The 26,406-nt window shown below is 63.8% G+C and carries 26 protein-coding genes; 4 read left to right on the top strand and 22 right to left on the bottom strand.

The window, feature by feature from the left end; all coding sequences use genetic code 11:
- Positions 1-2: 2 nt before the first annotated feature.
- The 9 genes from FIU89_RS03870 to FIU89_RS03830 all read right to left on the bottom strand — a co-directional run bounded on the left by FIU89_RS03870 (position 3) and on the right by FIU89_RS03830 (position 7,894).
- Complete coding sequence (locus FIU89_RS03870) at positions 3-1,208, bottom strand: c-type cytochrome (RefSeq protein ID WP_152491371.1); 1,206 nt, start codon at positions 1,206-1,208, stop codon at positions 3-5.
- On the bottom strand, positions 1,192-2,466 hold the full coding sequence (gene soxC / locus FIU89_RS03865; protein ID WP_152491370.1) for a sulfite dehydrogenase: 1,275 nt from the start codon (positions 2,464-2,466) through the stop codon (positions 1,192-1,194). Before soxC ends, FIU89_RS03870 begins: the two co-directional genes overlap by 17 nt.
- 25 nt (positions 2,467-2,491) lie before the next feature.
- A complete protein-coding gene (soxB, locus tag FIU89_RS03860; RefSeq protein WP_152491369.1) occupies positions 2,492-4,189 on the bottom strand; it encodes a thiosulfohydrolase SoxB in 1,698 nt (565 codons plus the stop codon).
- Between the two features lie 89 nt (positions 4,190-4,278).
- On the bottom strand, positions 4,279-5,103 hold the full coding sequence (soxA, locus tag FIU89_RS03855) for a sulfur oxidation c-type cytochrome SoxA (protein ID WP_152494390.1): 825 nt from the start codon (positions 5,101-5,103) through the stop codon (positions 4,279-4,281).
- A 64-nt stretch (positions 5,104-5,167) separates the two neighbouring features.
- Positions 5,168-5,497: a thiosulfate oxidation carrier complex protein SoxZ gene (gene soxZ, locus FIU89_RS03850; protein WP_152491368.1), complete on the bottom strand. Its 330-nt coding sequence runs from the start codon at positions 5,495-5,497 to the stop codon at positions 5,168-5,170.
- 23 nt (positions 5,498-5,520) lie between these two features.
- The gene (gene soxY, locus FIU89_RS03845) at positions 5,521-5,943 is read right to left on the bottom strand and encodes a thiosulfate oxidation carrier protein SoxY (RefSeq protein ID WP_152491367.1); all 423 of its coding nucleotides are present in this window, start codon (positions 5,941-5,943) and stop codon (positions 5,521-5,523) included.
- A 21-nt stretch (positions 5,944-5,964) separates the two neighbouring features.
- Positions 5,965-6,438 carry a sulfur oxidation c-type cytochrome SoxX gene (gene soxX, locus FIU89_RS03840; protein ID WP_152491366.1) on the bottom strand — a complete coding sequence of 158 codons (474 nt, stop codon included), beginning with the start codon at positions 6,436-6,438 and terminating at the stop codon, positions 5,965-5,967.
- 146 nt (positions 6,439-6,584) lie between these two features.
- Complete coding sequence (locus tag FIU89_RS03835; RefSeq protein WP_152491365.1) at positions 6,585-7,136, bottom strand: thioredoxin family protein; 552 nt, start codon at positions 7,134-7,136, stop codon at positions 6,585-6,587.
- A 17-nt stretch (positions 7,137-7,153) separates the two neighbouring features.
- Complete coding sequence (locus tag FIU89_RS03830) at positions 7,154-7,894, bottom strand: cytochrome c biogenesis CcdA family protein (RefSeq protein WP_152491364.1); 741 nt, start codon at positions 7,892-7,894, stop codon at positions 7,154-7,156.
- Positions 7,895-7,975: 81 nt separating this feature from the next.
- On the opposite strand from FIU89_RS03830, the gene FIU89_RS03825 reads away from it, so the two are divergent.
- From FIU89_RS03825 to FIU89_RS03815, 3 genes are all read left to right on the top strand, one after another.
- Positions 7,976-8,344, top strand: a complete 369-nt coding sequence (locus FIU89_RS03825) for a hypothetical protein (RefSeq protein ID WP_254701784.1) — start codon at positions 7,976-7,978, stop codon at positions 8,342-8,344.
- A gap of 80 nt (positions 8,345-8,424) precedes the next feature.
- Entirely contained in the window at positions 8,425-8,733 is a 309-nt protein-coding gene (locus FIU89_RS03820) for a helix-turn-helix transcriptional regulator (RefSeq protein ID WP_254701854.1), read from the top strand.
- 42 nt (positions 8,734-8,775) lie between these two features.
- On the top strand, positions 8,776-9,831 hold the full coding sequence (locus FIU89_RS03815; protein ID WP_152491363.1) for a YeeE/YedE family protein: 1,056 nt from the start codon (positions 8,776-8,778) through the stop codon (positions 9,829-9,831).
- A 69-nt stretch (positions 9,832-9,900) separates the two neighbouring features.
- Here FIU89_RS03815 and FIU89_RS03810 read toward each other — a convergent pair whose 3' ends face one another.
- The 6 genes from FIU89_RS03810 to FIU89_RS03785 all read right to left on the bottom strand — a co-directional run bounded on the left by FIU89_RS03810 (position 9,901) and on the right by FIU89_RS03785 (position 16,637).
- The gene (locus FIU89_RS03810; protein WP_152491362.1) at positions 9,901-11,271 is read right to left on the bottom strand and encodes an aspartate aminotransferase family protein; all 1,371 of its coding nucleotides are present in this window, start codon (positions 11,269-11,271) and stop codon (positions 9,901-9,903) included.
- 11 nt (positions 11,272-11,282) lie between these two features.
- Positions 11,283-12,749, bottom strand: coding sequence for an NAD-dependent succinate-semialdehyde dehydrogenase (locus FIU89_RS03805; protein WP_152491361.1), 1,467 nt, complete (start codon positions 12,747-12,749; stop codon positions 11,283-11,285).
- Positions 12,750-12,861: 112 nt separating this feature from the next.
- Positions 12,862-13,344: an Lrp/AsnC family transcriptional regulator gene (locus tag FIU89_RS03800; RefSeq protein ID WP_152491360.1), complete on the bottom strand. Its 483-nt coding sequence runs from the start codon at positions 13,342-13,344 to the stop codon at positions 12,862-12,864.
- A gap of 2 nt (positions 13,345-13,346) precedes the next feature.
- Positions 13,347-14,333 (bottom strand): cyclodeaminase, encoded by a 987-nt coding sequence (locus FIU89_RS03795; RefSeq protein ID WP_152491359.1) that lies wholly within the window; start codon positions 14,331-14,333, stop codon positions 13,347-13,349.
- Positions 14,323-15,330: a hydroxyectoine utilization dehydratase EutB gene (eutB, locus tag FIU89_RS03790; protein ID WP_254701783.1), complete on the bottom strand. Its 1,008-nt coding sequence runs from the start codon at positions 15,328-15,330 to the stop codon at positions 14,323-14,325. The genes FIU89_RS03795 and eutB overlap by 11 nt, the downstream gene beginning before the upstream one ends.
- Positions 15,331-15,581: 251 nt before the next feature.
- Entirely contained in the window at positions 15,582-16,637 is a 1,056-nt protein-coding gene (locus FIU89_RS03785; RefSeq protein ID WP_152491357.1) for a ketopantoate reductase family protein, read from the bottom strand.
- 128 nt (positions 16,638-16,765) lie between these two features.
- Here FIU89_RS03785 and FIU89_RS03780 point away from each other — a divergent pair, with 128 nt between their 5' ends.
- Positions 16,766-18,172, top strand: a complete 1,407-nt coding sequence (locus tag FIU89_RS03780; protein WP_152491356.1) for a short-chain fatty acyl-CoA regulator family protein — start codon at positions 16,766-16,768, stop codon at positions 18,170-18,172.
- Positions 18,173-18,268: 96 nt separating this feature from the next.
- On the opposite strand, the gene FIU89_RS03775 is transcribed toward FIU89_RS03780, so the two are convergent.
- The 7 genes from FIU89_RS03775 to frc form a co-directional block, all read right to left on the bottom strand.
- On the bottom strand, positions 18,269-19,726 hold the full coding sequence (locus tag FIU89_RS03775) for a tripartite tricarboxylate transporter permease (protein WP_254701853.1): 1,458 nt from the start codon (positions 19,724-19,726) through the stop codon (positions 18,269-18,271).
- Positions 19,727-19,804: 78 nt separating this feature from the next.
- A complete protein-coding gene (locus FIU89_RS03770; RefSeq protein WP_152491354.1) occupies positions 19,805-20,332 on the bottom strand; it encodes a tripartite tricarboxylate transporter TctB family protein in 528 nt (175 codons plus the stop codon).
- Between the two features lie 138 nt (positions 20,333-20,470).
- Positions 20,471-21,454: a tripartite tricarboxylate transporter substrate binding protein gene (locus FIU89_RS03765; protein WP_152491353.1), complete on the bottom strand. Its 984-nt coding sequence runs from the start codon at positions 21,452-21,454 to the stop codon at positions 20,471-20,473.
- Between the two features lie 120 nt (positions 21,455-21,574).
- Entirely contained in the window at positions 21,575-22,447 is an 873-nt protein-coding gene (locus tag FIU89_RS03760; RefSeq protein ID WP_152491352.1) for a universal stress protein, read from the bottom strand.
- Positions 22,448-22,450: 3 nt separating this feature from the next.
- The gene (locus FIU89_RS03755) at positions 22,451-24,127 is read right to left on the bottom strand and encodes a formate--tetrahydrofolate ligase (RefSeq protein WP_152491351.1); all 1,677 of its coding nucleotides are present in this window, start codon (positions 24,125-24,127) and stop codon (positions 22,451-22,453) included.
- A gap of 21 nt (positions 24,128-24,148) precedes the next feature.
- On the bottom strand, positions 24,149-25,066 hold the full coding sequence (locus FIU89_RS03750) for a methionyl-tRNA formyltransferase (protein WP_254701782.1): 918 nt from the start codon (positions 25,064-25,066) through the stop codon (positions 24,149-24,151).
- 63 nt (positions 25,067-25,129) lie between these two features.
- Positions 25,130-26,404, bottom strand: coding sequence for a formyl-CoA transferase (gene frc / locus FIU89_RS03745; protein WP_152491350.1), 1,275 nt, complete (start codon positions 26,402-26,404; stop codon positions 25,130-25,132).
- Positions 26,405-26,406 lie beyond the last annotated feature (2 nt).

The raw sequence follows: 26,406 nt of genomic DNA, 5'->3' as shown, positions 1-26,406 counted from the left end.
GGTCAGTCCCCGAAGCTTTGCAGATAGGCGATGATGGCGTCGATATCCTCTTCCTTCTTCAGTCCGGCAAAGCTCATCTTGGTGCCTTTCATGTAGCTTTTCGGCGCGGCGAGAAACTCGGCCATCGCCGCGTCGTCCCAGACCCGGCCTTCGGCGGCGGCTTCCTCGAAGACGCTGGAATACTTGAAGTCGTCGTGGCCGCCGATGGTCGCGCCCATGACGCCGTTCAGCACCGGGCCGACGCGGTTCTTGGCGCCTTCGCCCACCATGTGACAGGCTTTGCACTTGCGGAAGACCTTTTCGCCTGCAGCAACCAACTCGGGATCGGGGGCGGTGCTTTCGTCAGCCGCCGGCGCGGCAGTCTCGGTGGGTTCGGGATCTGCGGCGGCCATCTCGATCTCTTCCGCCGCGTCTTCGGCGGCAGGCTCGGCGGCGGCTTGCTCTTCGGCGCCGTCTTCCTCGGGCGTCACGTCGACGACGGAGGCGCGCATGGTGATCTCGACGTTGTCCTTGCAGCCTTCCATGCAGGGCTCGGTCCGCCAGATGGTGTATTCGGTTTCCGGGCGGTCATCGACGATGAAGCCATCGGCGTTGGGCATCTCGACCTCTGCAAAGTTCTCGTGGCTGAGCTCGAAGTCGTCTTCGACCAGGTAGTTGGAGTAAAGGATGTAGGCGGTGATGGCGTAGACCTCATCGGGGCTGAGCGACTGCGCGTTGCCGAAGGGCATGGAGCGGTGCACGTAATCCCAGACGGTCGACAGGTACGGCCAGTAGGAGCCGACGGTCTTGACCGGGTCCTTGTCGTCGAGCGTGTCGAAGCCGCCGGCCAGCACCGGCCAGTTGCCGACGCCCTCGGCGAAGTCACCGTGGCAGACGGCGCAGGCTTCGGCAAAGACCTGTTCGCCGGTTGCCACGTCGCCGCGGCCCTCGGGCAGGCCGATGCCGCCGGGGCGGACGTCGACATTCCAAGCGGCGATTTCCTCGGGCAGTGCTTCGCGACCCAGACCGAAGCCGCCTTCCGGCGTTTCGGTTGCGGCAGCTTGAGTTTCATCCGCAGCATCGGTCGAGGCCGCGTTGGCCTGCGACACGAGCGCAGGCGTGATCGACGGGATGTCGACGACGAACTGGTCAGCCAGCACATAAGCCATCGTCAGGACGCCTGCGGCGCCGCCGGCGGCGGGTGCGAAAATCTTAAGAAACTTCGACATTTTCGGCCTCCCCGTTGGCTTTGACATGCCAGGTCTGGATGCAGTTGTTGTGGTAGATCGAGTTCTCGCCGCGCACCTCGCGCAGCTGCGCCTTGGTGGGCTGGACATAGCCCGTCTCGTCCATCGCGCGGGCCTGAAGCAGCATCTCCTCGCCGTCCCAGGTGGTGTCGAGGTAGAAGCGGGTCAGCGCCTTGCTGTCGCCTTGCGTGCCGAGGCGGGCGGTTTCCCAGGTCATGCCGCCATCGCGCGAGACATCGACGCGGGTGATCCTGCCGTGGCCGGACCAGGCAAGGCCCGAGATGACCAGCGGGCCGGGGCCGTGGGAGATGGGCGATTGCGGGCTGGGGGAGGTGATGACCGATTTGGCATCCATGACCCAGGTCCATTTGCGGGCCGTGCCATCAGCCAGGACGTCGGTGTATTTCGACGTCTCCTCGCGGCTTTCCACGGGGCCGTCCATGACCTCGATCCGACGCAGCCACTTGACCCACATGTTGCCTTCCCAGCCGGGCACGACGAGGCGCACGGGGTAGCCGTGCTCCTTTCGCAGCGCCTCGCCATTGGCCTTGAAGGCGACGAGGCAGTCGTCCAGCGCCTTTTCCATCGGGATGGACCGCCCGTTCGAGGACGCGTCGGCGCCTTCGACATAGACCCACTTGTCCGAAAGATCGCCGGCGGCATCCAGCCCTGCCTCTTCCAGCAGGGTGCGCAGGGGGACGCCGGAATATTCCATGTTGTGGATCATGCCGTGGGTGAACTGCACGCCGTTCAGCTGTGCGCCCGCCCATTCCATGCCGGTATTGGCCGCGCATTCGCAGAAGTAGACGTGGTTTTCGCGCGGGAAGCGTTCCAGATCGGCGTATGTAAAGACCAGCGGTTTGTCGACCAGACCGTTGATCATCAGGCGGTAATCTTCCTTGGCCAGTTCAATGGCACCCGAATGGTGACGCTCGAACGCGCAGCCTTGCGGCGTGATCGTGCCGTCGAGCGCGTGGATCGGCGTGAAGTTGATCGAGCTGATCGGGTCGGCGGTCAGCCACGGCACGTTGCGGCGCACCACGTCATCCTCGAACCGGATCGGCAGGCCATAGGGGGTTTCGTCGACACCCTCGCCGGTGATCGCGGCCCAGTCCTGAATCTCGGTGATCAGCGGATCGGGCTCTTGTGCCGAGGCCGCCCCGGCCACCGAACCCGCGACCGCAGCCGCACTGCCGCGCAGGAAAGCGCGGCGGGAGGGGGATTTGAAAAGATCATTCATGGCTGAACGCTCCCTTGATGAATGCTCAGACGCCCGTCACTTCGACGCTGTCGTTTTCCTGCACCGTGACGGTGCCCATTTTCCTGATGTGGCTTTCGACCACGTCCCAGATCTGCGGCCCTTCCGTGCCCTCGTTGACCGAGGCCCAGCCGGCGATGACGTAGTTGCGCGACGGGTCGATCGGCTCGCCCGTCTTGAGCAGGGTCATGTTGCTGATCCGCTCGCCCTGCGGCTTGCTGACGTCGATGCTGTAGCCAAGGCCGCCGGTGCGGACCATGTCGCCGCCCTGCTGGTAATAGGGGTCGGGGTTGAAGATGTTGTCGGCCACGTCTTCCAGCACGACCTTGAGGAATTCGCCGGTCATTTCCGTGCGATAGGCCTCGCCATAGGTCATGGAGGTGACGTTCCAGATATCCTCTCGGGTGATGTCCTGACCGGGGATCAGGGACGGGCCCCAGCGCACGCCGGGGCTTAGCGCGATTTCGGCGTCCCGCTCGGACAGGAGTGCGTCGCAAATGAGGTCGTCCCAGCTGCCGTTGAAGTTGCCGCGACGATAGAGCAGGCTTTCGGTCTGGCCGATCACCTCCGACAGTTGCTCTTCGTAAGGCGCGCGCTGTTCGTCGATCAGTGCTGTCATTTCCGCGTCGGGTTCGATCACGTCCGAGAAGATCGGGATCAGCTTGTGGCGGTAGCCCATCATCCGGCCATCGCGGATATCGAGGTCGACGCGGCTGACGAACTTGCCGTTGCTGCCCGAGGCGATGATCAGCGTCTCGCCCGACAGGACAGGTTCCGGCAGCGCATCGTGGGTGTGACCCGACAGGATCACGTCGATGCCGCTGACCACGGTCGCCATCTTCTTGTCCACGTCAAAGCCGTTATGGCTGAGCACGACGACACATTCCGCGCCCTCGCTGCGGACCTGATCGACGATTTCCTGCATATGCTCGTCCCGGATGCCGAAGGCGTATTCCGGGAACATCCAGCCGGGGTTGGCGATGGGCATGTAGGGGAACGCCTGCCCGATCACCGCGATCTTGGTGCCGCCGCGTTCGAACATCGTGTAGGGCGGGAAGAGATCGGTGGGTTCGTCCCACTCGGCGTCGAAGATATTCTGGCCGAGCGCGGCAAACGGGAGAGAGGAGACGAGCTCGGCCACGCGATCGGACCCCAGCGTGAATTCCCAGTGGAATGTCATCGCATCGGGTTTGAGCGCGTTCATCACGTTGACCATGTCCTGGCCCTGGGTGTGATAGCAGGTGTAGGAGCCGTGCCACGTGTCGCCACCATCCAGCAGGATGGCGTCGGGGCGGTCGGCGCGGATGGCGTTGATGACGGTCGCGACGCGGTCCAGCCCGCCGACGCGGCCGTATTCACGGGCCAGCGACGTGAAATCGCCGCTGCTGAGCGCGTAATGGCTGGGGCTGCCGTCCTCGATCCCGTAGAGGCGGCGGAAATCGGCGCCGGTGACATGGGGCACCTCGCCCTTGTTCTCGCCCACGCCGATATTGACCGAGGGTTCGCGGAAATAGATCGGCTTCAGCTGCGCGTGGATGTCGGTGACGTGGATCAGGGACACGTTGCCGAACGTGTCGAACTGCAAGAGCTGGTCCTGGGTCAGCGACTGTTGCGCGGCCAGCCTGGCCCAGTTGCCAAAGCCCGAGGCTCCGACGAGCGCCGATGCCGCCATGCCGACCTGTAGGAAATCCCTGCGCGAAATCATGAGTGCTCATCCTTCAAGACATATGCGCATATTTGAATGTAGCGCAGATGAAAAAGGCCCCGCCTGTGCGACGGAGCCTTGAATTGAGTTCAGTTGCGGACCGACGGTCCTTCGACGCTGAGGCCGTTGCCGCGCGAGGCGACGTAAAGCTCAAGCGCCACGAACTCCGGGCTGCCGGGCGAGAATGTGTGTGCCCGGGTGTCGCGGATGCAGCCCTTGAAGCGGGCATGCACGGCGTTCAGCTTGGTGTTCTTCAGTCGGTAGGTCGGAAAGCCGTTGATCTGGCCCTGGCTGAGATGGTCGGCGCGGATCATGTTGCCATAATTGTCTTCGTGACAATTGGCGCAGCTAAGTTCCAACTGACCGTAGCGGGTATAGTAGATCTCCTTGCCCTTTTCCCAGGTGGACTGGGCCGGACCGTCGATTGCCACGTTCACGGGCATACCGCGCGACACCGAGGCCAGCAGCGCCGACATGTTGGTCATGTCGCCACCGGCGTATTTCCACGGCTCGGCGCCCATGCGGTTTTCGCGGCAGTCGTTGATCTGCATCTCGATCGTGCGAACTTCGCCGGCATCCTCGTTCCACTTGGGATAGACGGCCTTGACGCCGGCCATGCTGTCGACGTCGTTGTGGCACGATGCGCAGGACTTGCCCTCGGACCCTTCCGCCGTGTTCCAGACCTCACGCGCCTGTTCCACCCAGAGCATCGCCGGGTTGTCGAAATCGTCCGTTTGCACCGCCTGCGTCTCGTCCGAGCGGAAGCGCCAGCCCGAATAGATCGTGTCGAAAGCGTCGACATGATCCGGCGCGTCGGTCTTGGTGACCATCTCGATATCTTCGTTGACCACCAGTTCGTCTTCGTCGGGTCCGGCATAGGCGGCCAGCGCGAACGCGCTGGCGGCTGCTGCCATGATCAAACGTCCACCCGTTACAGTCGCTTTTGTCATGTTATACTCCCTGACGCTCCGCGGCGCCTTATCCGACCGTAACCGTCTGAGTTTCCTCATAGACGGAGCCGTCATCGTCGTACCAGGTGAACTTGAAGTCGCCGGTTTCGGGCACGGTCGCCTCGAACTCGAAGAACGGGTTGGTCGAGATCGCCGGTTCCATCTGGACGTCGATCACGTTCTCGCCGTTGAAATCGACAACGAAGCGGTTGATGATCGAGCGCGGGATGACGTTGCCGTCATCGTCCTTGCGCTGACCGCTTTCCATCTGGTGGCTGATCAGCGTCTTGATGGTGATCGTCTCACCGGCGCTTGCCTTTTTCGGGACCTTGACGCGGGGTTTTACACCTTCGGCCATGTTCTGTTCTCCTTGTCCTCTGTTCAGCCGCCGCAGCCGCCGATGGTGACCTTGACGTTTGCCGATGCCTGCTTGAACGAGCCGTCTTCCATCTCGGCGACGGCGATGACGTTCTGCGTGCCGGCAAGGCGGATCCGGGTGGACGCGAATTGCGACGCGGCCAGCGGACCGAACTTGAACGTGGCCACGGGCGGCGTCGGGTTGCCATCGGCAAAGATCGAAATGGCGACGGCGCCCGGGGCGCTGACCTCGATCGGCACGGTGTTGCCGTTCTCGGCGATTTCAGGCGCGGTCAGTTCGACACCGCCCTCGCCCACGTCGGCACCGCCGGTGAATTTCGCGATTGCATCTTCGGTGGCCGACGCGAAGGCCGGCAGCGCGCCGAAGGCCGTCACGGCTGCGCCTGCGGTGCCGAGCACCAGCATCTTTCGGCGATTCAGTTCCATCTTGTCCTCCAGGTATCTGAGTTATTCGTACTTGAGCGTCATCAGGTAGGCGACGACATCCTCGATTTGCTGGCCGGTCAGCAGCGGTTCGACCTCGCCCTCATGCGCTTCGCCCGTATAGGCGTCGCCGAGGCGCGTAAAGCCGTCGACCTTGTAGAAGGCCGGCATCATCGTGCCTTCGAACATGACCTTGGCATTGGCCACGATACCGCGCAGCTCCGCCTCGCTCCAGCGGTCGGCGACGCCGTCGAGCGGCGGGCCGATTTCCCCGTGGAACTGAAGCTGCGACTGGTCAGAGATCATGTGGCAGGCAACGCAGTTGCCCGCCCCCTTGTTCATCAGAACGGCGCCCGCCTCGGGGTCGCCGGGCTGGCCGGTCAGCGAAGTTTCAACCGCACCATCGACGTAGTCTACATCCTGGGGTGCGATGGTTTCCGCAGCCGCAACGGTGGCGAAAAGCGCAGTTGCGGATACAAATGCAGTTAAACGTGTCATGTGCCCTCCCGTATGACAGTTAGCTTATACTTGCACACACAAAACCGATTCACGCAACAACAAATTCAAGTAAGTGAATTTTTAAATCTGTTCGCTTTCGCAGAAAAACCCGGCAGATGGCCGTGCGCATGCAGCAATTCACGCGGCTATTCCGCCAGTTTCCGTGCCAGGTATTTCTGGAACGGTTCATCGGTTTCATAGCCCTTTTCGACGACCCAGCGCAGCAGGTTCAGGGTGGTCCCCTTCTCGAACGCGCCGGGCATCGTGACCACCGCCAGTTCGTCGGCGGGCAGCTCGCCGTCGGACTCTTCGGGGAAGAACATCATCGTCGGCGTGAACATGGCATTCCAGCGGCGCACGGCCGCTTTCTCGGGCATCGCTTCGTCGTCGAAATCGGTGACCTCGACATCGCCGAACATGTTGATCTGCACCACGAAGTAATTCTCTTCGATGAACTGCTTGATCTCGGGGACGACGAACACCTCCTCGTGCATCTTGGTGCAGTAGATGCAGCCGCGCTGCTCGATCAGGACGAGCAGGCGCTTGCCTTCGGCGGTCGCCTCTTCGAGGTCGTCGCCCAGGTCCTTGAAGGTGTCGCGCATCCAGGGTGCCTTGTGCAGGCCGTCGTCGCCTATCTCTGCGGCGAAGACCGGCAGCGCGATCAGCGCCGCGAAGGCGAAAGCGAAAAATCTGGTCATCTGGTGAATCCTCCGATTTATCCGATTGTGCTGAACCAGGGGACGTTTTCAAGCATCCACTGGGCAATGATGTTCACCGAGTTGGTCGCGATCAGTACGCCGAACAGGATCAGCAGCGCGCCCATGATCTTTTCAACCAGGCCAAGGTGGCGGCGGAACCGCGCCATGAACCGCATGAACGGGCCGATGAAGAGCGCCGCCGCGATGAACGGCAGCGTCATGCCGAGGCCGTAGACGAAGAGCAGCAGCGCGCCCTGCGAGGCGGAGTCCTGCCCCGCCGCGGTGAACAGGATCGCCGCCAGCACGGGGCCCACGCAGGGCGTCCAGCCGAAGGCGAAGGCGAGACCGATGACGAAGGCGCCGGCAAGACCCACGTTGCTGGTGTCGCCCGCATCCGCGCGGAACTGGCGGTACAGGATGCCGATCCGAACGACGCCGAGGAAATGCAGGCCCATCGCGATGATGATCGCCGCCGCGACCCAGCGCAGGATGTCGAAATAATCCTGCACCAGCTGGCCGAAGGCGGTCGCCGAGGCGCCCAGCCCGACGAAGACCGTGATCACGCCGAGCGCGAAGAAACACGCCGCGAGAAAGGCGCGCACACGCACCCCGCGGCAAATCTCGGCCTCTGCCGTGATCTGGTTCATGCCCACGCCCGCCAGGTAGCTGAGGTAGAATGGCACGATCGGCAGGATGCAGGGCGACAGGAACGACAACAACCCTGCAATCAACGCCCCGTAGATCGTTACGTCAAACATTCTCAGATCCACCGCATTTTCTTGAAATATTCGAATATTAGATTATGATCGGTTTTAGCAAGCCGTCAATCGGAGTTTCACGTGGCAGCGATCAGAGCATTCCTGCTGGTTTTCCTGACCTGGCTTCCGGCGCCTCTGCTGGCAGAGACCTATCTACTCATGGCCGAGGAAGAGGGGTGTTACTGGTGCGCCCAATGGAACAAGGAGGTTTCGGCGAAGTATCCGAAAACCCCCGAAGGACAAGCGGCCCCTTTGCGCCGCTACGAGCTTTACTATGAAACGCCGGATGTCGAATTCGTCCGGCGCGTCCGATTTACGCCGACATTCATCCTCGTCCGGGACGGCACCGAGCTGGGCCGGATCGAAGGATATCCCGGAGAGGATTTTTTCTGGGGTCTGCTCGGCAAGATGCTGGAAGAGGCGCGCATCGACCTCGAAAAAACAGGCTGACGAAACCCATGACACTCGATCCCCAGAATTCTTCCGACGCATCCGAGTCCGAAACGCGGCTGCCGGTGCTTGACGCCAACATGTGCGCCGAGGACATGGAAAAGATGATGAAAAACGCCCAGCGGGCGTCGAACTTCCTGAAGGCGATCAGCCACGAGGGGCGGCTGATGATCCTGTGCCATCTTGCCTCGGGCGAGAAGTCGGTGACGGAACTGGAAGACCTGTTATCGGCGCGTCAGGCGGCGGTTTCGCAGCAGCTGACCCGGCTTCGGCTGGAAGGATTGGTGACGCCCCGGCGCGAGGGCAAGGCGATCTACTACAGCTTGACAGACGACAGACCGCGGCAAATCATGGAGGTCGTCTATGACCTCTTTTGCAGGGAAGACTGACCGGGATTGAGGAGAGGTTCCGGTCGTTAAACGGGAACCAAGATGCTGGACGTTCTGGGCGAAGCCAATAGCGCAGCCTTGATCGGGCTGTTGGGTGGTCTGGCCCTGGGGCTGGCCGCGCGGCTGGGGCGATTCTGCACGCTGGGCGCAATCGAGGACGTGCTCTATTCCTCGGACGACCGCCGCATCCGCATGTGGGGCATCGCCATCGGCGTGGCCATCATAGGCACGCATTTCGCCATGGCCGGAGGCTTGATGGACGGAACCGCCACCGCGTATCTCGATAGGGTCTGGAACCCTTTGGGCACCATCGTCGGCGGGCTGATGTTCGGCTATGGCATGGCGCTGTCGGGCAATTGCGGCTACGGCGCACTGGCGCGGCTGGGGGGCGGCGACCTGCGGTCTTTCGTGATCGTGATCGTGATGGGGCTGTCGGCCTACCTGGTGATGTCCGGGCCGCTGGCCCATTTCCGCGTCTGGCTTTTCACGGTCGAGGAAGGCGCGCGTTCGCCGCAAGGGTTCAGCCAGTTGGCCCAGGCGCAGCTGGGCATCGGCCCCGCGCTGAGCGGACTGATCCTGGGAGGTGGCATCCTGGTAGTCTCGCTGGCCAGCGCCAGAATGTTGCGCTCGCCCGGCATGGTGTTCTGGGCCGCTGTCGTCGGGTGCGCCGTGATCCTTGGCTGGGTCGGCACCTACTGGGTGGCCATGACGGGGTTCGAGGCCGAACCGATCGAGACGCATTCCTTCGCCGCGCCCATCGGCGACACGATCTATTACGCGATGACCGCCTCGGGCAACAGCCTGTCGTTCAGCGTGGGCTCGGTACTGGGCGTGGTTGTGGGCGCCTTCATCGGGTCGCTCTTCAAGGGGCATTTCCGGTGGGAAGCCTGTGAAGACCCGCGCGAATTGAAGCGCCAGATCTTCGGCGCGGCCCTGATGGGGCCGGGCGCGATCCTGGCGGTGGGGTGCAGCATCGGACAGGGGGTCTCGGCCTTTTCGGTGCTGGCCTTTTCCGCGCCGGTGGCGTTTCTGGCGATCTTCACCGGGGCGGCGCTGGGGCTGAAACAGCTGATCACCGGGTTCGCGCCGGCGGAGTAGCGAAACAGCGGTGGACACGAAAAGGCCGCGCCGGGATGGCGCGGCCTTTGTGTCTGCGTCGGGGCGGGCTTAGCCCAGCACGGACTTCACGACCTTGCCCAGCTTGGTGGCCACTTCGTCGGCCTCTTCGCGGGTCATGCAGAAGGGCGGCGCGAAGCCAAGGATATCGCCCTGCGGCATGGCGCGGGAAATCACGCCTTCCTTGACCAGTTCACCGGCCAGCCGTGCGCCGACCTTTTCCGAGGCGTCGAAGAATACGCGGTCGTCGCGGTCCTTGACGAATTCCACGGCACAGAGCAGCCCCTCGCCACGCACTTCGCCGACATGGGCATGGTCGCCCACGGCCTCGGTCAGCGCCTTCTTGAAGTAGGCGCCCACCTCGCCCGCGTTCTGCACGAGGTTCAACTCGTCGATCAGCTTGAGGTTGGCGACACCGGCGGCGGCCCCGATGGGGTGCGCCGAGTAGGTCCAGCCGTGGCCGATGGGACCGTTCTCATCCGTGCCTTGCTCCAGCACTTTCCAGACCTTGTCGGACACGATGGAGCCGGAGAGCGGCGCATAGGCCGAGGTCAGGCCCTTGGCGATGGTGATGATGTCGGGCTTGATGCCGTAATGGTCCGAGCCCATCATGCTGCCCAAGCGGCCAAAGCCGGTGACGACCTCGTCGGCGATGAGCAGGATGTCGTGCTTGGCCAGCACCTCCTGGATCGCGGCCCAGTAGCCTGCGGGCGGCGGCACGAGGCCCCCGGTGCCCAGGGCGGGTTCGCCGATGAAGGCGGCGATGGTGTCGGCTCCCTCGCGTTCGATCAGCGCTTCCAGCTCGGCCACGCAATGGGCGACGAATTGTTCCTCGGTCTGGTTCACGTCGGCGCGGCGATAGTAATAGGGCGCTTCGGTGTGCAGCACCTGCGCCAGCGGCAGGTCGAACTTCTGGTGGAAGAGGTGCAGACCGGTCAGAGAGCCGGTCATCAGGCCCGAGCCGTGATAGCCGCGCCAGCGCGAGATGATCTTTTTCTTCTGCGGAAGCCCGCGGATGTTGTTGTAGTACCAGACCAGCTTGATGTTGGTCTCGTTGGCGTCCGATCCCGACAGGCCGAAATAGACTTTCGACATGTGGTCCGGCGCGCGGTCCAGCACCATCTTGGCCAGCGTGATCGCGGCCTCGGTGCCGTGCCCGACATAGGCGTGGTAATAGGCCAGCTCGCGCGCCTGTTCGGCGATGGCGTCGGCAATCTCGGGCCGGCCGTAGCCCACGTTCACGCAGTAGAGCCCGGCAAAGGCGTCGAGCAGGCGGTTGCCGTCGCGATCCTCGATATGGCAGCCGGAGCCGCCGGTCACGATGCGCTGCGGGGCCTCACCCCGGGCGAATTCCGCCAGGTGGGTCGAGGGATGGAAAAAGTTCTCGCGGTCCCACTGGTCCAGTTGGTCGTTCTTAAGCATTCGTATTCTCCTTAGCCCCAATCGCGGCAGACGTATTTGATTTCCATGAACTCTTCCATGCCCTTTCGCGCGCCCTCGCGGCCAAGGCCGGATTGCTTGACCCCGCCGAACGGGATCGGCGCGCCCGTCACCTTGGTGCGGTTGACCGCGACCATGCCGAATTGCAGCGCACGGCTGAGCCGGTAGATACGGCGCGGGTCGTGGGCGTGGACATAAGCCACAAGGCCGTACTCGGTGTCGTTGGCACGCCGGATGGCCTCGTCCTCGGTCTCGAACGGCGTGATCGGTGCGACGGGTCCGAAGGTTTCCTCGCGCATGATCTCGGCCTCGTCGGGAACGTCGGTCAGAACGGTCGCGTCATAGAACAGACGGCCGAGCGGATTGCGCTTGCCACCGCAGGCTAGCTTCGCGCCTTTCTCCAGTGCGTCGGCGACATGCGCTTCCTGCTTGGCCACGGCGCCTTCGTTCATCAGCGGTCCGAGGTCGCAGTCATCCATGCCGACGCCAATCGTCAGCGCCTTTGTCGCGTTGGTGAAACGCGTGCAGAATTCATCGTAGATGCCACGCTGGACATAGATGCGGTTCGCGCCCAGGCAGTCCTGACCGGAGGTGGCGAACTTGGCCTTGATCGTTTCCGCGACGGCATGGTCGAGGTCGCAATCGTCGAACACGATGACCGGCGCGTGACCGCCCAGTTCCATCACCAGCTTCTTCACGGTCTCTGCGGACGCGCGATAGAGCAGTCGGCCGACCTCGGTCGAGCCGGTGAAGGACAGCGCCCGCACCCGCGAGTCGTCGGTCCAAGGCGGCACCACGGTCGAGGCGCGGCCCGTGACCACGTTAAACACGCCCGGCTCGACGCCTGCGCGCTCGGCCAGTTCGGCCAGAGCCAGCGCCGAGAACGGCGTCTCGTGGCTGGGATGCGCGACGATGGTGCAGCCGGCGGCAAGCGCCGCGGCGGCCTTGCGGGTGAGCATGGCCGAGGGGAAGTTCCACGGCGTGATCAGCGCGACGACGCCTACGGGTTCAAGCCACAGCTCGACCTCGGCTGTGTTGAGGTGGCTGGTGACGCCCTCGATGTTGGGGCGCTTGGCCTCTTCGGCGTAGAATTCGACGAAGGACGCGGCGTAGTCGATTTCACCCCGCGCCTCGGACAGGGGTTTGCCCTGTTCGGCGACCATCAGGCGGGCCAGATCCTCTCGGTTCTCGATTATCAGGTCGAACCACCGGCGCAGGATCGCGGCGCGGTCCTGCGGCAGCTTGGACGACCACCCGGGAAAGGCATTCTGGGCGACGGTGACGGCGTCACCGCTCTCTTCGGCGGAAAGGCTCGCAACCTCGCCGACCACGGCGCCATCGGCAGGGTCGGTCACGGTCAGGGTGCTGCCATCGGCAGCGGCGACCCATTTGCCGCCGACATAGGAAAAGTTGCGCACGAGGCGCAGGTCTTCGATCAGTCGCAAAGACGAGTCGGGCATGGTTTCCTCCTTTGACTTGCGGAGGTTTTATATGGTTTGGGCAATGGGTGAGCCTGAATGACCCCGGCTTGGAAGATGATTTTTCTGCAAGCCCAGGAGAGCGCAGAAAAATCTACTGCCGACCCAGAATCACATCCAATGGCGGGGCGCTCGGGCCCTTGACTGGCTTGGTCACCACATAGCTGAAATACCGCGCCATCCCGATCCGATCGTTAAGCATCTGGTCGACAAGCCGCTGGTAGGCATTGATGTCGGGGGTGACGATCTGCATCAGGTAATCATAGCCCCCGCCGATGCCCCAGCACGCGACGATCTGGGGATATTGCTGCACGGCATCCTCGAAAATGCGGAATGTCGCGGCCGTATGATCGGTCAGTTCAACGGCCACGAACACGGTCACGTGCGGCCCAAGTTTCCGCAGCGCGATCTCGGCGCGGTAGCCCTCGATCAGCCCTTCCTTCTCCAGCCGTTTCAGCCGCTCCCAGCAGGGCGATGCGGACAGGCCGACGCGCTCGGCCAGCTTTGACTTGGTGATCCGCCCATCCTCGGCCAGGACCTTCAGGATTTCGATGTCGCGCGCGTCGAGGCGGGTCATGGTCAGGTCTCGATGCGCGTGCCGGTATCCGGCAAGGCGGCGCGGACATGGCTGGCGATGGCAGTGTCCTGCGCGCCGGTGCCGGTAAGGTCGCAGATCGTGACGTCTTCGGGGGTTCTGCGGCCCGTGGCGGTGCCGGCAATGATCTCGCCCAGTTCGGGCGGGGTGACGTCGGCCAATACGCCCGCGGCACGGGCGGCTTCCAGTTCGCCGCTGGTCTGGCACTGGCTGACCCGGTCGCAGACGTAAAGGTCCGCCGCGGCCAGCGCCGCCGGGTCGATCTCGTTCTTGCCCTCCTGGTCGGAACCCATGGCAGTGATGTGCAGGCCGGGGTGCAGCCAGTCGGCCATCAGTACGGGCGTGCGGGCGGGCGTGGTGGTGACGACAAGCTGGCTGTCGGCCACGAGCGTGGCGGGATCGGCGACCGCTTCGGCCGCGATGCCAAGGGTCTGCGCGAGGTCCTGGGCACAGGCGGCAGCCTTGGCCGGATCGCGTCCGTGGACCAGGACGCGCTTGAACGGTCGCACCAGATGCGCGGCCTGAATTTGCAGCCGTGCCTGCACGCCGGTGCCGATGACCCCCGCCGTCTCGATGGTGTCCGGCGCGAGGTGCCGCGCGGCCACGGCCCCCGCTGCGGCGGTGCGAATATCGGTGAGATAGCCGTTGTCGAGGTAGACCGCCTCGACCAGCCCGGTCTTGGCCGAAAAGAGGATCATCAGGCCGTTCAGGCTGGACAGCCCCAGCTTGGGATTGTCGAAAAAGCCCGGGCTGACCTTGATGGCGAACCCGTCGAAGCCGGGGATATAGGCGGTTTTCACGTCGACCTCGGCATTGGCCTGCGGCAGGTCCATGGACAGGATCGGCGGCATCACCACCTCGCCACCGGCAAGTGCAGCGAAGGCGCGTTCGACGACATCCACAATCTCCACGTCCAATTGAATGGCGGCGCGCAGTTCCGCCTCTGTCACGATCTGGATCTCATGTGCCATAGGCGCGTCCTTTCACCATGGTGTCGCCAAGCCGGATATCCTCGCCCGCCATGATCCGGTGGAACATACCCATATCGAGATTGCGGCCCGTGATGATCGTGCCGATGGGCCCCGGCAGCGCTGCCAGCTTGCCCGACAGGAGCGCCGCAATGCCAACGACGCAGGCGCCTTCGGCCACAATGCGGTCCTCGTAGAACAGCACTTGCATGGCGTGGTAGATCTCTTCCTCGGTGACAAGCACGATGTCGTCCAGGTGATCGCGGCAGAGCGCGAAGGACAGCTTGTTGTCCATGCCGATCCCGCCGCCAAGGCTGTCGGCGAGGCTGGCGACCTCCTCGACCTCGACCGGGTGACCAGCGGCGACCGAGGCGTGCATGGCCGCGCCGCGGTCCATGCTGATGCCGATCACCCTGATCTGCGGGTTGATCGCCTTGGCCGCAACCGCGACCCCGGCGGCCAGGCCGCCGCCCGAAAGCGGCACGAGGATGGTGCCCAGGTCCGGGCGGGCCTGGAGCATTTCCAGCCCGATTGTCCCCTGCCCGGCGATCACGTGCGGGTCGTCGAAAGGCGAAATCTCGACCAGGCCGTCGCTGTCGACCAGTCGCAGACTTTCGGCCAGCGCGTCGTCCTGGCTCTTGCCGCAGATCTGCACCTCGGCCCCCAGCGCGCGGATGCCGTCGACCTTGGCCTGTGGCACCAGGCTCGACATGCAGATCACCGCCCGCAGACCGCGATGCGCGGCGGCATAGGCCACGCCGCGCCCGTGGTTGCCGGTCGAACAGCAGGTCACGCCGGCGACGTCTTCGGGCAGGTTCATCACCGCGTTCACCGCGCCGCGCAGCTTGAACGCGCCGATGGGCTGCATGTTTTCGAGCTTCATCAGGAATTCGGTGCCGGTCTTTTCGGTCATGAAAGGCGACGGCACGAAAGGCGTGGCGTCGGCGATGCCGGCGATGGTCTTCCGGGCCGCCAGTATGTTCGACAGGGCGAAGGCCAAGTCTGCACTCCTCTTGCTGTTGCACCCGGGACCCGGCCGGACTGCGCCGGTGCCCGCGTGCCCCGCAGGATGGGGGATGCGGCACGCCGAACGCAACCTCAATTGGCGCGACTGGCGGAAACAATAGGTCCAAGGGGCAGGAGACCGCCGGCGTTCGCCGGGCGGGGACGGCGAGGCGTGCGAGCGCATGAAAAGACCCGGCCGGCGCGTGGCGCCGACCGGGCCGAAATCGTCAAAGCGTGGTCAGGCGTTCAGGCCGCGGCTTTCTTGCGGTTCTCTTCCAGGCGGGCGTCGATGATCGACACGGTTTCGTCCGCTTCGGCCATGGGCTTGCCCTTCTGGTCGGCGATCAGTTTCACCAGCATGTCGACCCGTTCGATCGAGTCCGCACCGCTGTCGATGGCCCTGGCGGCCGAGGACGGCTTCAGCAGGCCATTCGCGGCACTGGCATATTTCTCGAACGGCACCTGGTCGTCCTCGTCCGCGCCGAGTTGCATGACTAGGTCGCAGATCTTGCTGTAGATCGACTGCGATTCCAGCAGGTCGCCATGCACCGCTTCCTTGATGGGGCGAACGCCGTCGCGCTGGACGCAGCGGTAGTTGCCGGTCAGCAGCATGGCCCACTTGGCGAAGGGCACGAACAGGGAATCGAAGAGGCGCAGCTTGACCGGCACGTCCTTGCCGTCGACGCGCACGGCCTCGATCGCCTCTTCCAGTTCCCGCACCATGGCGGTGTGGGCCGGATCCTCGAACGGTGCGGCCTTGAAGTTGGTGGGCAGGCCCACATGCAGGACGTTCGGGCCTTCCTCGGGCGGGCGGAACGCCTGCGGATCGGGGCTGCACAGCGACACGAGGCCGGGCTTGAAATCCTCCCACGGCTCGATGCTGTTGAAGGCCGGGCGCAGCGCCTCGGCGTCCAGGCCCTCGATCCGCTTGAGGTAAGGCAGCGGCGGCATGTTCATGATCGAGAGGCAGGGCCGCCCGGACGCCGCGATCCGCTTCATCAGCTTGGTGATCTCGGCGTTGCCGTATTGCGGCTCGGACATGGCGAGGGCCACGAGGTCATAGTCCTCGGGGATCACGTCGCCCGGCGCCTTGGCATCGAGCGTGCCCGGAAGGTCACCCGACTTGAAGGCGCGGTGTTCATCCTCGTCACGCAGCTTGATGCGGACTTCGGTGCCCTGTTCGTTGATGATGTCCGCCGTCGCCTGGCGACAGACCAGCGTCACGTCCTGGCCGGCCATCAACAGTTTGGTGCCCAAGAGCGAGCCGTAGGATGCCCCCAGAATCAGAACCTTGCGAGCCATGATGAAATCTCCTTGTCATTTCATCACGCAAGATAATTGCGTGAGCAGATTCTTCTACAAAATTCGTGTAAATGTGTTATTGATAATGATTACAACTTCTGTATCTGTAATCTTGTAAAGTTCCTGCCATGGCAAAGACCTTTATCGGCCCCAAGCTGCGCCAGCTGCGCATCGCGCGCGACCTGACGCAGGCGGACGTCGCCGAACGTCTGGGGATCAGCCCCGCTTACGTGAACCTCTTGGAAAACAACCAGAGAAGCCTGTCGGTCAAGATGCTTCTGGCGATTTCCGAGACGTTCGACGTGGACGTAAAGGAATTGACGAAGGACAACAGCGCCCATGTGCTGGCCGATCTGCGCAACGCATTCGGCGACACCACGCTGGAAGGCGCGGCCCCCGACATCCAGGAGCTGCGCAGCGCCATCGACCGTGCGCCGGCTTTTGTCGATCATTTCCTGCAGTTGCACCGGGCGCATCGCGCCGCCCTTCGCATCATCATGCGCGGCGGCATGGATGGGCGGGACGAAGAGATGCTTCACGCCTCGCCCGAGAACGCGATTCACGATATTTTCCGCAAGAACAGCAATTACTTCGCCGTGCTGGAGGTGGCCGCCGAAAATGCGCGCCGGGCGATCCCCGTCGCGCCGGAATCGCTGTTTGTCGATCTGCGCGCGGGCCTGCAGAAACACCACGGGGTGTCGGTGGAGGTGCGGTCACTGGAGGAAATGGGCGAGTCGCTGCGTATCTACGATGACACCAGCCGCACGCTGTTGCTGTCACAGGCGCTCAATACCGAGAACCGCGCCTTCCAGATGGCGCATGTCCTGGCCTTTCTGACCGAGGGGCGGATGATCGCCAAGATGGCGCGCAACGCGCAGACCGATCCCGAACGGGTTCAGCCCCGGCTGGAGGTCGAGCTTGGCAATTACTTCGCCGCCGCTTTCCTGATGCCCTACGAGCCGTTTCTGAACACCGCCGAGGAAACGGGCTATGACATCGACCGCATCGCGCTCGCGTTCGGCGTGACCTTCGAGCAGGCCTGCCACCGCCTGACGACGATGCAGCGCGACAAGGCGCAGGGCATTCCGTTCTTCCTGCTGCGGCTGGACCGGGCGGGCAACGTGACCAAGCGGTTCAACGCCACCTCGTTCGACCTGGCCGAGTATGGCGGGGCCTGCCCGGTGTGGAACGTGCATGCCGCCTTTTCGGTGCCCGGTGTGATCTTTCCGCAATTTGTCGAGATGCCGGACGGGCAGCAGTTCTTTTCGATCAGCCGGACGGTGCATCGCCCCGTCTTCAGTGCCGAAACCCAGGACCGCCGCCTGACGCTGACGCTGGGCTGCGAGGCCCGTCACGCGCATCGCATCCGCTATGCCGCCAGCTTCAAGATCGACGACCCGACGCTCTATCAGCCGATCGGCATCAACTGTCAGCTTTGCCCGCGGCAGGCCTGTTCGCAGCGCGCGCACCAGCCGTTGTTCATCAACCTGCCGATCGACGCCAACCGGCGCGGCTCGACCCGCTACGAAAGCTGAAGCCACGAAAAAGCCTGCCCCCCGGGAGATCAGGGGGCAGGCGTTGGGCGTCGCGGAAAGATGCGTGGCCCGTATCAGGCCCGTATCAGGCCCGTATCAGGCCCGGCGTTCCGCCGCCTTCTTGCGCTTGCGCAGGATGCGCTGCACCACCGGGAACAGGACCAGCGCCAGTGCAAGGCAGATGCAGACCAGCGAGATCGGGCGCGTGATGAACGTGGTCGCGTCGCCCTGAGCCGAGATCAGCGACTGGCGCAGCGAGCGTTCTGCCAGGGGCCCAAGCACGATGGCCAGAACCGCCGGCGCCACCGGGTAGTTCAGCTTGCGCATCAGGTAGCCCACCACGCCGATGATCAGCATGATCCAGGTGTCGAACATCCGGTCCGTCGTGGCGAAGACCCCCAGCACGCAGAGCGTGAAGATGATCGGCGTCAGCAGGGTGAACGGCATCGCCAGCACCCGGATGAAGATCGGGATCAGCGCGATGTTCAGGATCACCGTCACCGCGTTGGCCACGTACATCGAGCCGATCAGGCCCCAGACGAAATCCGGGCTTTCGGTGAACAGCAGCGGCCCGGGGCGCAGGCCCCAGATGATCATGCCACCCAAGAGGATCGCCGTGGTGGGCGAGCCGGGAATGCCCAGCGTGATCATCGGCAGCATCGAGCCGGTCGAGGCCGCGTTGTTGGCCGATTCAGGCGCGGCCACACCGGCCACGTTGCCTTTGCCGAAGCTGTCGGGATCCTTCGAGAAGGTCTTGCTGAGACCATAGGACATCAGTGCCGCCGGGGTGGCCCCCGCCGCGGGCAGCGTGCCCACGAAGAAGCCGAGGAACGAGCCCACCCAGGTCGAGTTGATGTACTGCCGGATCTGCTTGAAGTTCTCCTTCATCCGCGACATCGAGATCTTGACGTTGTGCATCTGCACCTTGCCGCTGGTGGTTTCCAGCGTCCAGAGCATCTCGCCGATCCCATAGATGCCGATCGCCAGCACCAGAAAGCCGATGCCGCGCTGGAATTCGACCATGTCGAAGAAGATCAGGCGCGGGCTGCCCGAGATGATGTCAAAGCCGACCGCGGCTAGAACGAGACCCAGAAGGATCGAGAAGATCGTTTTGGGTATGTCGTCCCCACCCAGACCGATGAAGGTGGCGAAGGCCAACAGCATCAGCGCGAACTCCTCCTGTGGTCCGAACTTCAGCGCGAAGGCGGCCAGGGGCGGCGCGAAGAGCGTGAAGAGGATGATCGAGACCGTGCCGCCGATGAAAGACGCGATGGCCGCGGCCATGAGCGCCTGGTCGGCCTTGCCGGCCTGGGCCATGGGTCGCCCGTCGAACACCGTTGCCACGGCCGTTGACGCCCCTGGAATACCCAGGGTGATCGAACTGATCGCCCCCCCGTACATCGCCCCGTAATAGAGCGCGGCAAGGAAGATGATCGCCGTCGTCGGCGGCACCAGGAAGGTGATGGGAAGCAGGATTGCCACCCCGTTGACCGAGCCGAGACCCGGCATACAGCCCACGAACAGCCCCGCAAGGCAGCCCGCGAAAATCATCATCAGGTTCAGGGGCTGGAACGCCTCCAGAAGGCCTGCTGTCAAAGATACAAGTATCGTTTCCATCTCTCGTCAGACCTCTCAGTAGAACCATTCGTAGCGGAAGTTATCGACCCAGAGGAATGCGTCCTCGAAGATCGGCAGTCCCTTCGGCAGGTACTTCGTCAACGCCACCTCGAAGAGCAGGTAGACGAAAATCGGCGTGCCGATTGCGAAGCCGAGGGTCATCGGCCACGAATGCCGCCCCATGAAGCGCACGAAGAACAGCATGAAGATGACCAGCGCCAGGTAGGTGCCGATGAACGTCATCATGATCAGCAGCGCGAGAACCGACCCCGCCGAGATCGACACGAGAAAGATCGTGTCTCTGGATATGTAGGGATCGGTGTTGCGCGACTCCGGCGTCTTTTTCTGCGCCCATCGCACGAGGGTGGCGACGGAGGCCAGTGCCATGCCCGCCGACAACCAGAACGGCCACATGCCGGCACCGGGACCCCTGCCCCTGACCCAACCGATACTGAGGTCGTCTGTGTATACGTTTAACATCAGGCCGAGTGACACCAGCAGGGTCACGATCGCCATCAGGAGTTCCGCTGTCCGGACCGTCATTCTCTTTGGCTCCGTATAAATCGTTTGCGATCTTTCGAGGGGGCGTGTCCCTGCCGGACCAACCTGCCCGCGCCCGGATCGTCAGGCATCCAGGTGCAGGGCCCGGCACGTCCGGGCCCTGCTGTTTTCAGGATTGGCTTACTCGCCGGTGATCGCACCCGCGCCGACCTTTTCGATCAGCTTTTCATGCGCGACCTTCTGGTTTTCGTGGAACGTGGCGAGGTCCTCGCCCTTCATCATCGAGTCGCAGGTCAGGCCGTCGGACTTGCAGAACGCCTGCCATTCCTCGCTGTCGAACAGTTCCTGGAAAAGGTTCACGTACCATTCGACCGCCTCGGGATCCATGTCCGGAGGCCCGTTGACCGAGCGCTGCATGTAGTACTCGATCTCTACCCCCAGCTCCTTGGCCGTCGGCACGTCCGGGAAGGCCGGCATGCGTTCGGCCGAGAATTGGACCAGCGGCTTGGTGTTGCCCGCGCGCCAGAACTCCATCTGCTCGGCGGGGTTGTTGACGGTGCTGTCGATCTGGTTGCCCACGAGGTTCTTGGCCACCGTGCCACCGCCCGGGAACGGGATGTAGGTCACGTCATAGCCGAACTCGGCTTCCATCATCGCGGTCAGAACGCTGTCTTCCTGGCCCGATCCGGTGCCGCCGACCTTCCAGTCCTTGCCGGCCTCGGACACGACGGCGTTGAAGCTGTCGAGATCGGTGATGTCCTCGCGGTCGGTGTTGACCCACAGCAGGAACGTGTCCATGGCCATCAGGCCGATGGGCGTGAACTCGGTCACGTCGATGCCGAGATCCTCCTGGATGATCGGCGTGGTGTAGAAGCTGTTCAGAGTCATCATGACGGTGTGATTGTCACCCGCCTTGTCCTGCATGTAGCGCAGCGCCTCGGCGCCCGAACCACCCGGCTTGTTGATCGGGATGAAGGGGCGCGGGCTCAGGTCCTTTTTCTGGATGAGGCCCTGCAGCAGCCGCGCGATCTGGTCCGCCCCGCCGCCGGTGCCGGCCATGATGATGAACTCGACCGGCTTTTTCGGCTGCCATTCCGCCAGCGCTGCCGGTGCCGTCAATGCCAGTGCGGACGCACTTGCAACAAGTAGCTTAAAGGTATTCATGGTTATCCTCCCTATGGTCTCCATGTGTGTCAGGGCTGGTGCGCGTGCATTCTTGACGTGTTTGGCGCTTGCCCCATTCCTGGTCGTCTGCTCTGTCTTCGTCGAGCCTCCCCTCTCTCCTCAATGAACCATGATGACCGGGAAATCCGCCTCGGCGACAACGACTTGCGAGTTGCCACCGAACAGGGATTCCCGTTCGTAACTGTCGTGATAGGCGCCGATGATCAGCATCCCGGCGCCCGCGGCGCGGGTTTCCGACAAAAGCTGCCGGCCGACGTTGCGCCCCTCGGCCTTGAAAAGCCGGATGTCGGCCGCGACGCCGCGCAGTTCGAGATAGCGCTGCAACTGGTCCGCCCCGGGATGCTCGTCCTTGGGGCTGTCGCCGGTGTGCAGGATCGTGACCTTCTTGGCGTTGGAAATGATAGGCATCGCCATCGCCACGGCGCGTGTCGCCTCGAGCGATCCGTTCCAGCCGATGGTGACGTGATCCGCGAAACCGGCGTCTGCAACGTCCTGGTCGGGGCACATCATCACCGGTCGGCCCGAAGAAAACAGCGCCGATTTCAAAGTGTTGACCCCGAGGTTCATCTTCTGGTCCGGTTTGGCCACGCAGACAAGGTCGCACAGGCGACCGTATCTTTGCACTGCATCGACCTGCTTGCCTTCGTACTCGATGAACCGGGTCGTGGGCTTGTCCAACTCGTGATCGGCGATCTCGAGCCCGAGTTTCCTGGCTTGCTTCTCGAACTCACCGTAGAGCTGGTCCCGGGTCACGTCGGCATTTGCATGCGCCGCATCCTCGATCTGGCGGCGCAGCATGGTCGGGATCACGACGCCGTAAGGCATCATGTCCTCGGTCTTGGGATGGCAATGCACCACGCGGACCCGGGCGCCGAAGCGCCGCGCCAGGGCGGCGGCGTGGGCAAAGACGTTATCGCCTTTGCCGTCGCCCCGCACCGGAAGCATGATGCTGTGGATGGAGTCGTAAGCCATGGCTTAGAACAACCCTTCGATTTCGCCCTGGTCGTTCAGGCGGATGGATTCCGACGCCGGCCGACTGGGCAGGCCGGGCATGGTCATGATCTCGCCGCAGACCACCACGACGAAGCCCGCGCCGGCCGACAGGCGCACTTCGCGCACCGGGACCGAGTGGCCCGTGGGCGCCCCGCGCTGCGTCGGATCGGTCGAGAAGCTGTACTGCGTCTTCGCCATGCAGACCGGCAGGTTGCCGTATCCCTGCTCTTCCCAGCTCTTCAGCTGGTCGCGGATCTTCTTGTCCGCGATCACCTCGTCGGCGCGGTAGATCTTCTTGGCGATCGTCTCGACCTTCTCGAAGAGGCCCATCTCGTCGGGGTAGATCGGCTTGAAGTCCGCCTCTCCCTTCTCGATCGTCTCCACGACCTTCTTCGCCAGGTCCGCCGAGCCTTCAGAGCCCAGCTCCCAGTGGCGCGACAGCACCGCCTCGGCGCCGTTTTCCGCCACGAAGTCCTTCACCGCCTGCACCTCGGCATCGGTGTCGGTCACGAAGTGGTTGATCGCCACCACCACCGGGACACCGAAAGACTTAACATTTTCGATATGCCGGCCCAGGTTCGGGCAGCCCGCCTTCACCGCGTCCACGTTCTCGGCGCCAAGGTCCGCCTTGGCCACGCCGCCGTTCATCTTCATCGCCCGCACCGTCGCCACGATCACCACCGCCGACGGCGCGATCCCGGCCTTGCGGCACTTGATGTTCATGAACTTCTCCGCGCCCAGGTCGGCGCCGAACCCGGCTTCCGTCACCACGTAATCGGCGATCTTCAGCGCCGTGGTCGTGGCGATGACCGAGTTGCAGCCATGCGCGATATTGGCGAACGGACCGCCATGCACGAAGGCCGGGTTGTTCTCCAGCGTCTGCACCAGGTTGGGCTGCATCGCGTCCTTCAAAAGGACGGTCATCGCGCCTTCGGCCTTGATATCGCGGCAGAAAACCGGGCTGCGGTCGCGGCGATAGGCCACGATCATCGCGCCCAGCCGCTCCTCGAGGTCCTTGAGGTCACTCGCCAGGCAGAGGATCGCCATCACTTCCGAGGCCACGGTGATGTCGAAGCCGTCCTCGCGGGCAAAGCCGTTGGCCACGCCGCCCAAGCTGGACGTGATCTGACGCAAGGAGCGGTCGTTCATGTCTACCACCCGGCGCCAGACGATCCGGCGGGTGTCGATCTCGGCGTCGTTGCCCCAGTAGACGTGGTTGTCGATCATCGCGCTCAAGAGCGCATGGGCCGAGGTGATCGCGTGGAAGTCGCCGGTGAAATGCAGGTTCATGTCCTCCATCGGCACCACCTGGGCATAGCCGCCGCCCGCGGCGCCGCCCTTCATCCCGAAGTTCGGCCCCAGCGAGGCCTCGCGGATGCAGATCATCGCCTTCTTGCCGATGTGGTTCAGACCGTCGCCCAGGCCCACCGTGGTGGTGGTCTTGCCCTCGCCCGCCGGCGTCGGGTTGATCGCGGTCACGAGAATCAGCTTGCCGTTCTCGTTGCTCTTCACCGAGTTGATGTAGTCCTGGCTCACCTTCGCCTTGTCATGCCCGTAGGGCAGCAGGTGCTCGGACGGTATCCCAAGCTTGTCGCCAATCTCCTGGATCGGCTTCTTCGACGCCGCACGCGCAATCTCGATGTCTGATTTGTGGCTCATTGTAGGTTCCTTTGTCGCGTTTCAGCTTGGAAATTCTTCGCCGACCTCAAGGCCGACCTCGGAGGCCCACTGGGCGGCGGGTGTCTTGTCCCCGCCCTCGGGGCGTACTCGTTTGACCAGGATACGGCCGCCGACGCACTGCACCTCGATGCCGTCGTCGGTGATGGCGCGGACGCGGCCGGAAATGCCGTCGCCGGAGGCGCGGGCACTGTCGAAGATCCCCAGCTTGGCCCCCTTGTAGGTGGTCCAGGCGCCGGGCGCGGGGTTCGTGCCGCGGATGAGGTCATAGACCTGCCCCACCGGACGGTGCCAGCAGATTTCCGAGTGCCGCGCGGTGCAGCGCCGCTCGTAGGTGGCCTCGTCCTCGTCCGGCACGATATGCGGCGGATTGCCGGCGCGGAAAAGGTCGCAGACCTCCAGCACGCTGTCCACTGCCGCCGGGTAGATCTTCTTGAAATAGAGGTCGATCACCGTGTCGTCGGGGCCGATCTCGCATTCCCACTGCATCAGGCTGTCGCCTTCGTCCAGCCCGTCGGACGGGTAGAACCAGCTGAAGCCCGACTTGTCCGAGCCCATGATGATGGGCCAATTGACCGCGCTGGGGCCGCGATGCAGCGGCAGAAGCGACGGGTGGAAACAGATCGAGCCGTGCTTGGGCGTATCCCGCGCCGCCTCGGGCACGAAGACGTTGACGAAGGCCATGACCATGAGGTCGGCATCGAACTTCGCCAGTGTTTCAAGTGTCGCTGCATCGTCGAAATTCGCGGGCTGCTCGACGGGCAGACCCTTTTCCAGCGCGAACTCCTTGATCGGGTCCACCGGCTTGCCATCCCGGTCGGGCTCGCAATACACGGCCACGACCTCGTCGGTTCCGGTCTCGATGATCTTGGCCAGCGCATCCTTGCCGAAGGCTTGCTGCCCCATGACGATCAATCGCATTTTCTTCCTCCCTTGGGTCCGGCAGGTGCGGACATGCGCCGCACTCCGCCGTTCTTTCCTTTACTACTCCGCCGCGGTTTTCTGCGGGTCGCCCACAGCGCCGCTGTCGAGCACCGCCTGCAGGTCCTCGCCGTCATAGCCCAGCACGTCGCGCAGGATCTCCACCGTGTGCTCGCCAAGAAGCGGCGAGCGGGTCACCTCCACCGGGCTGTCGCTCAGCTTGATCGGGCAGCCCACCGACGCGTATTTGCCGCGCTTGGGATGCTCCACATCGACGATCGTGCCCGTCGCCCGCAGCCCCTCGTCCTCGATCAGCTCCTTGGTCGACAGGATCGGGCCGACGGGGATGTTCAGCGGGTTGCAGATGTCCATCACCTCGAACTTCGTCTTGGTCATGGTCCACTCCTCGATCGCCCCGAAGATCTCGTTCAGCTTGTCCAGACGCTCGGGCGGCGTGGCATAGCCCTCGGCCGTCTTCCACTCCGGCTTGCCGATCACGTCGCAGATCTGCTCCCACACCGCGGCCTGGGTGATGAAGTAGGTGTAAGCGTTGGGGTCGTCCTCCCAGCCCTTGCATTTCAGGATCCGCCCCGGCTGGCCGCCGCCCGAGTCGTTGCCCGCGCGCGGCGTCGCCTCGCCGAACTCGATGCCCTCGCCGTACTGGCTGTATTCCTTCAGCGGGCCCGCCTCCAGCCGCTGCTGGTCGCGCAGCTTGACGCGGCAGAGGTTCAGCACCCCGTCCTGCATCGGCGCCAGCACCTTCTGGCCGCGGCCCGTGCGCTCGCGCTGGAAGAGCGCCGTCATGATGCCGAGGCAGAGATGCAGGCCGGTGCCCGAGTCACCGATCTGCGCGCCCGTCACCAGCGGCGGGCCGTCGCGGAACCCGGTGGTCGAGGCCGAGCCGCCGGCGCATTGCGCCACGTTCTCATAGACCTTGCAATCCTGGTACTTGCCGGGCCCGAACCCCTTGACCGAGGCCATGATGATGCGGGGGTTGATCTCCTGGATCCGCTCCCAGCTGAACCCCATCCGGTCGAGCGCGCCGGGCGCGAAGTTCTCGACCAGCACGTCGCATTCCTCGATCAACCGGGTCAGCACCTGCTTGCCGGTCTCGTTCTTTGAATTGAGCTCGATCGAACGCTTGTTGTGGTTGAGCATGGTGAAGTACAGGCTGTCCGCCCCCGGCACATCCACCAGCTGCTGCCGCGTGGCGTCGCCCACGCCGGGCCGCTCCACCTTCAGCACGTCCGCCCCGAACCACGCCAGAAGCTGCGTGCAGGTCGGACCCGACTGAACATGCGTGAAGTCCAGGATCTTGATGCCGTCCAATGCTTTCATGA

The sequence above is a fragment of the Roseovarius sp. THAF27 genome, assembly GCF_009363655.1.
Classification (GTDB): domain Bacteria; phylum Pseudomonadota; class Alphaproteobacteria; order Rhodobacterales; family Rhodobacteraceae; genus Roseovarius.
Note: the sequence above shows the minus strand (reverse complement) of the source record. Positions and strands in the feature narration are given on the sequence as shown.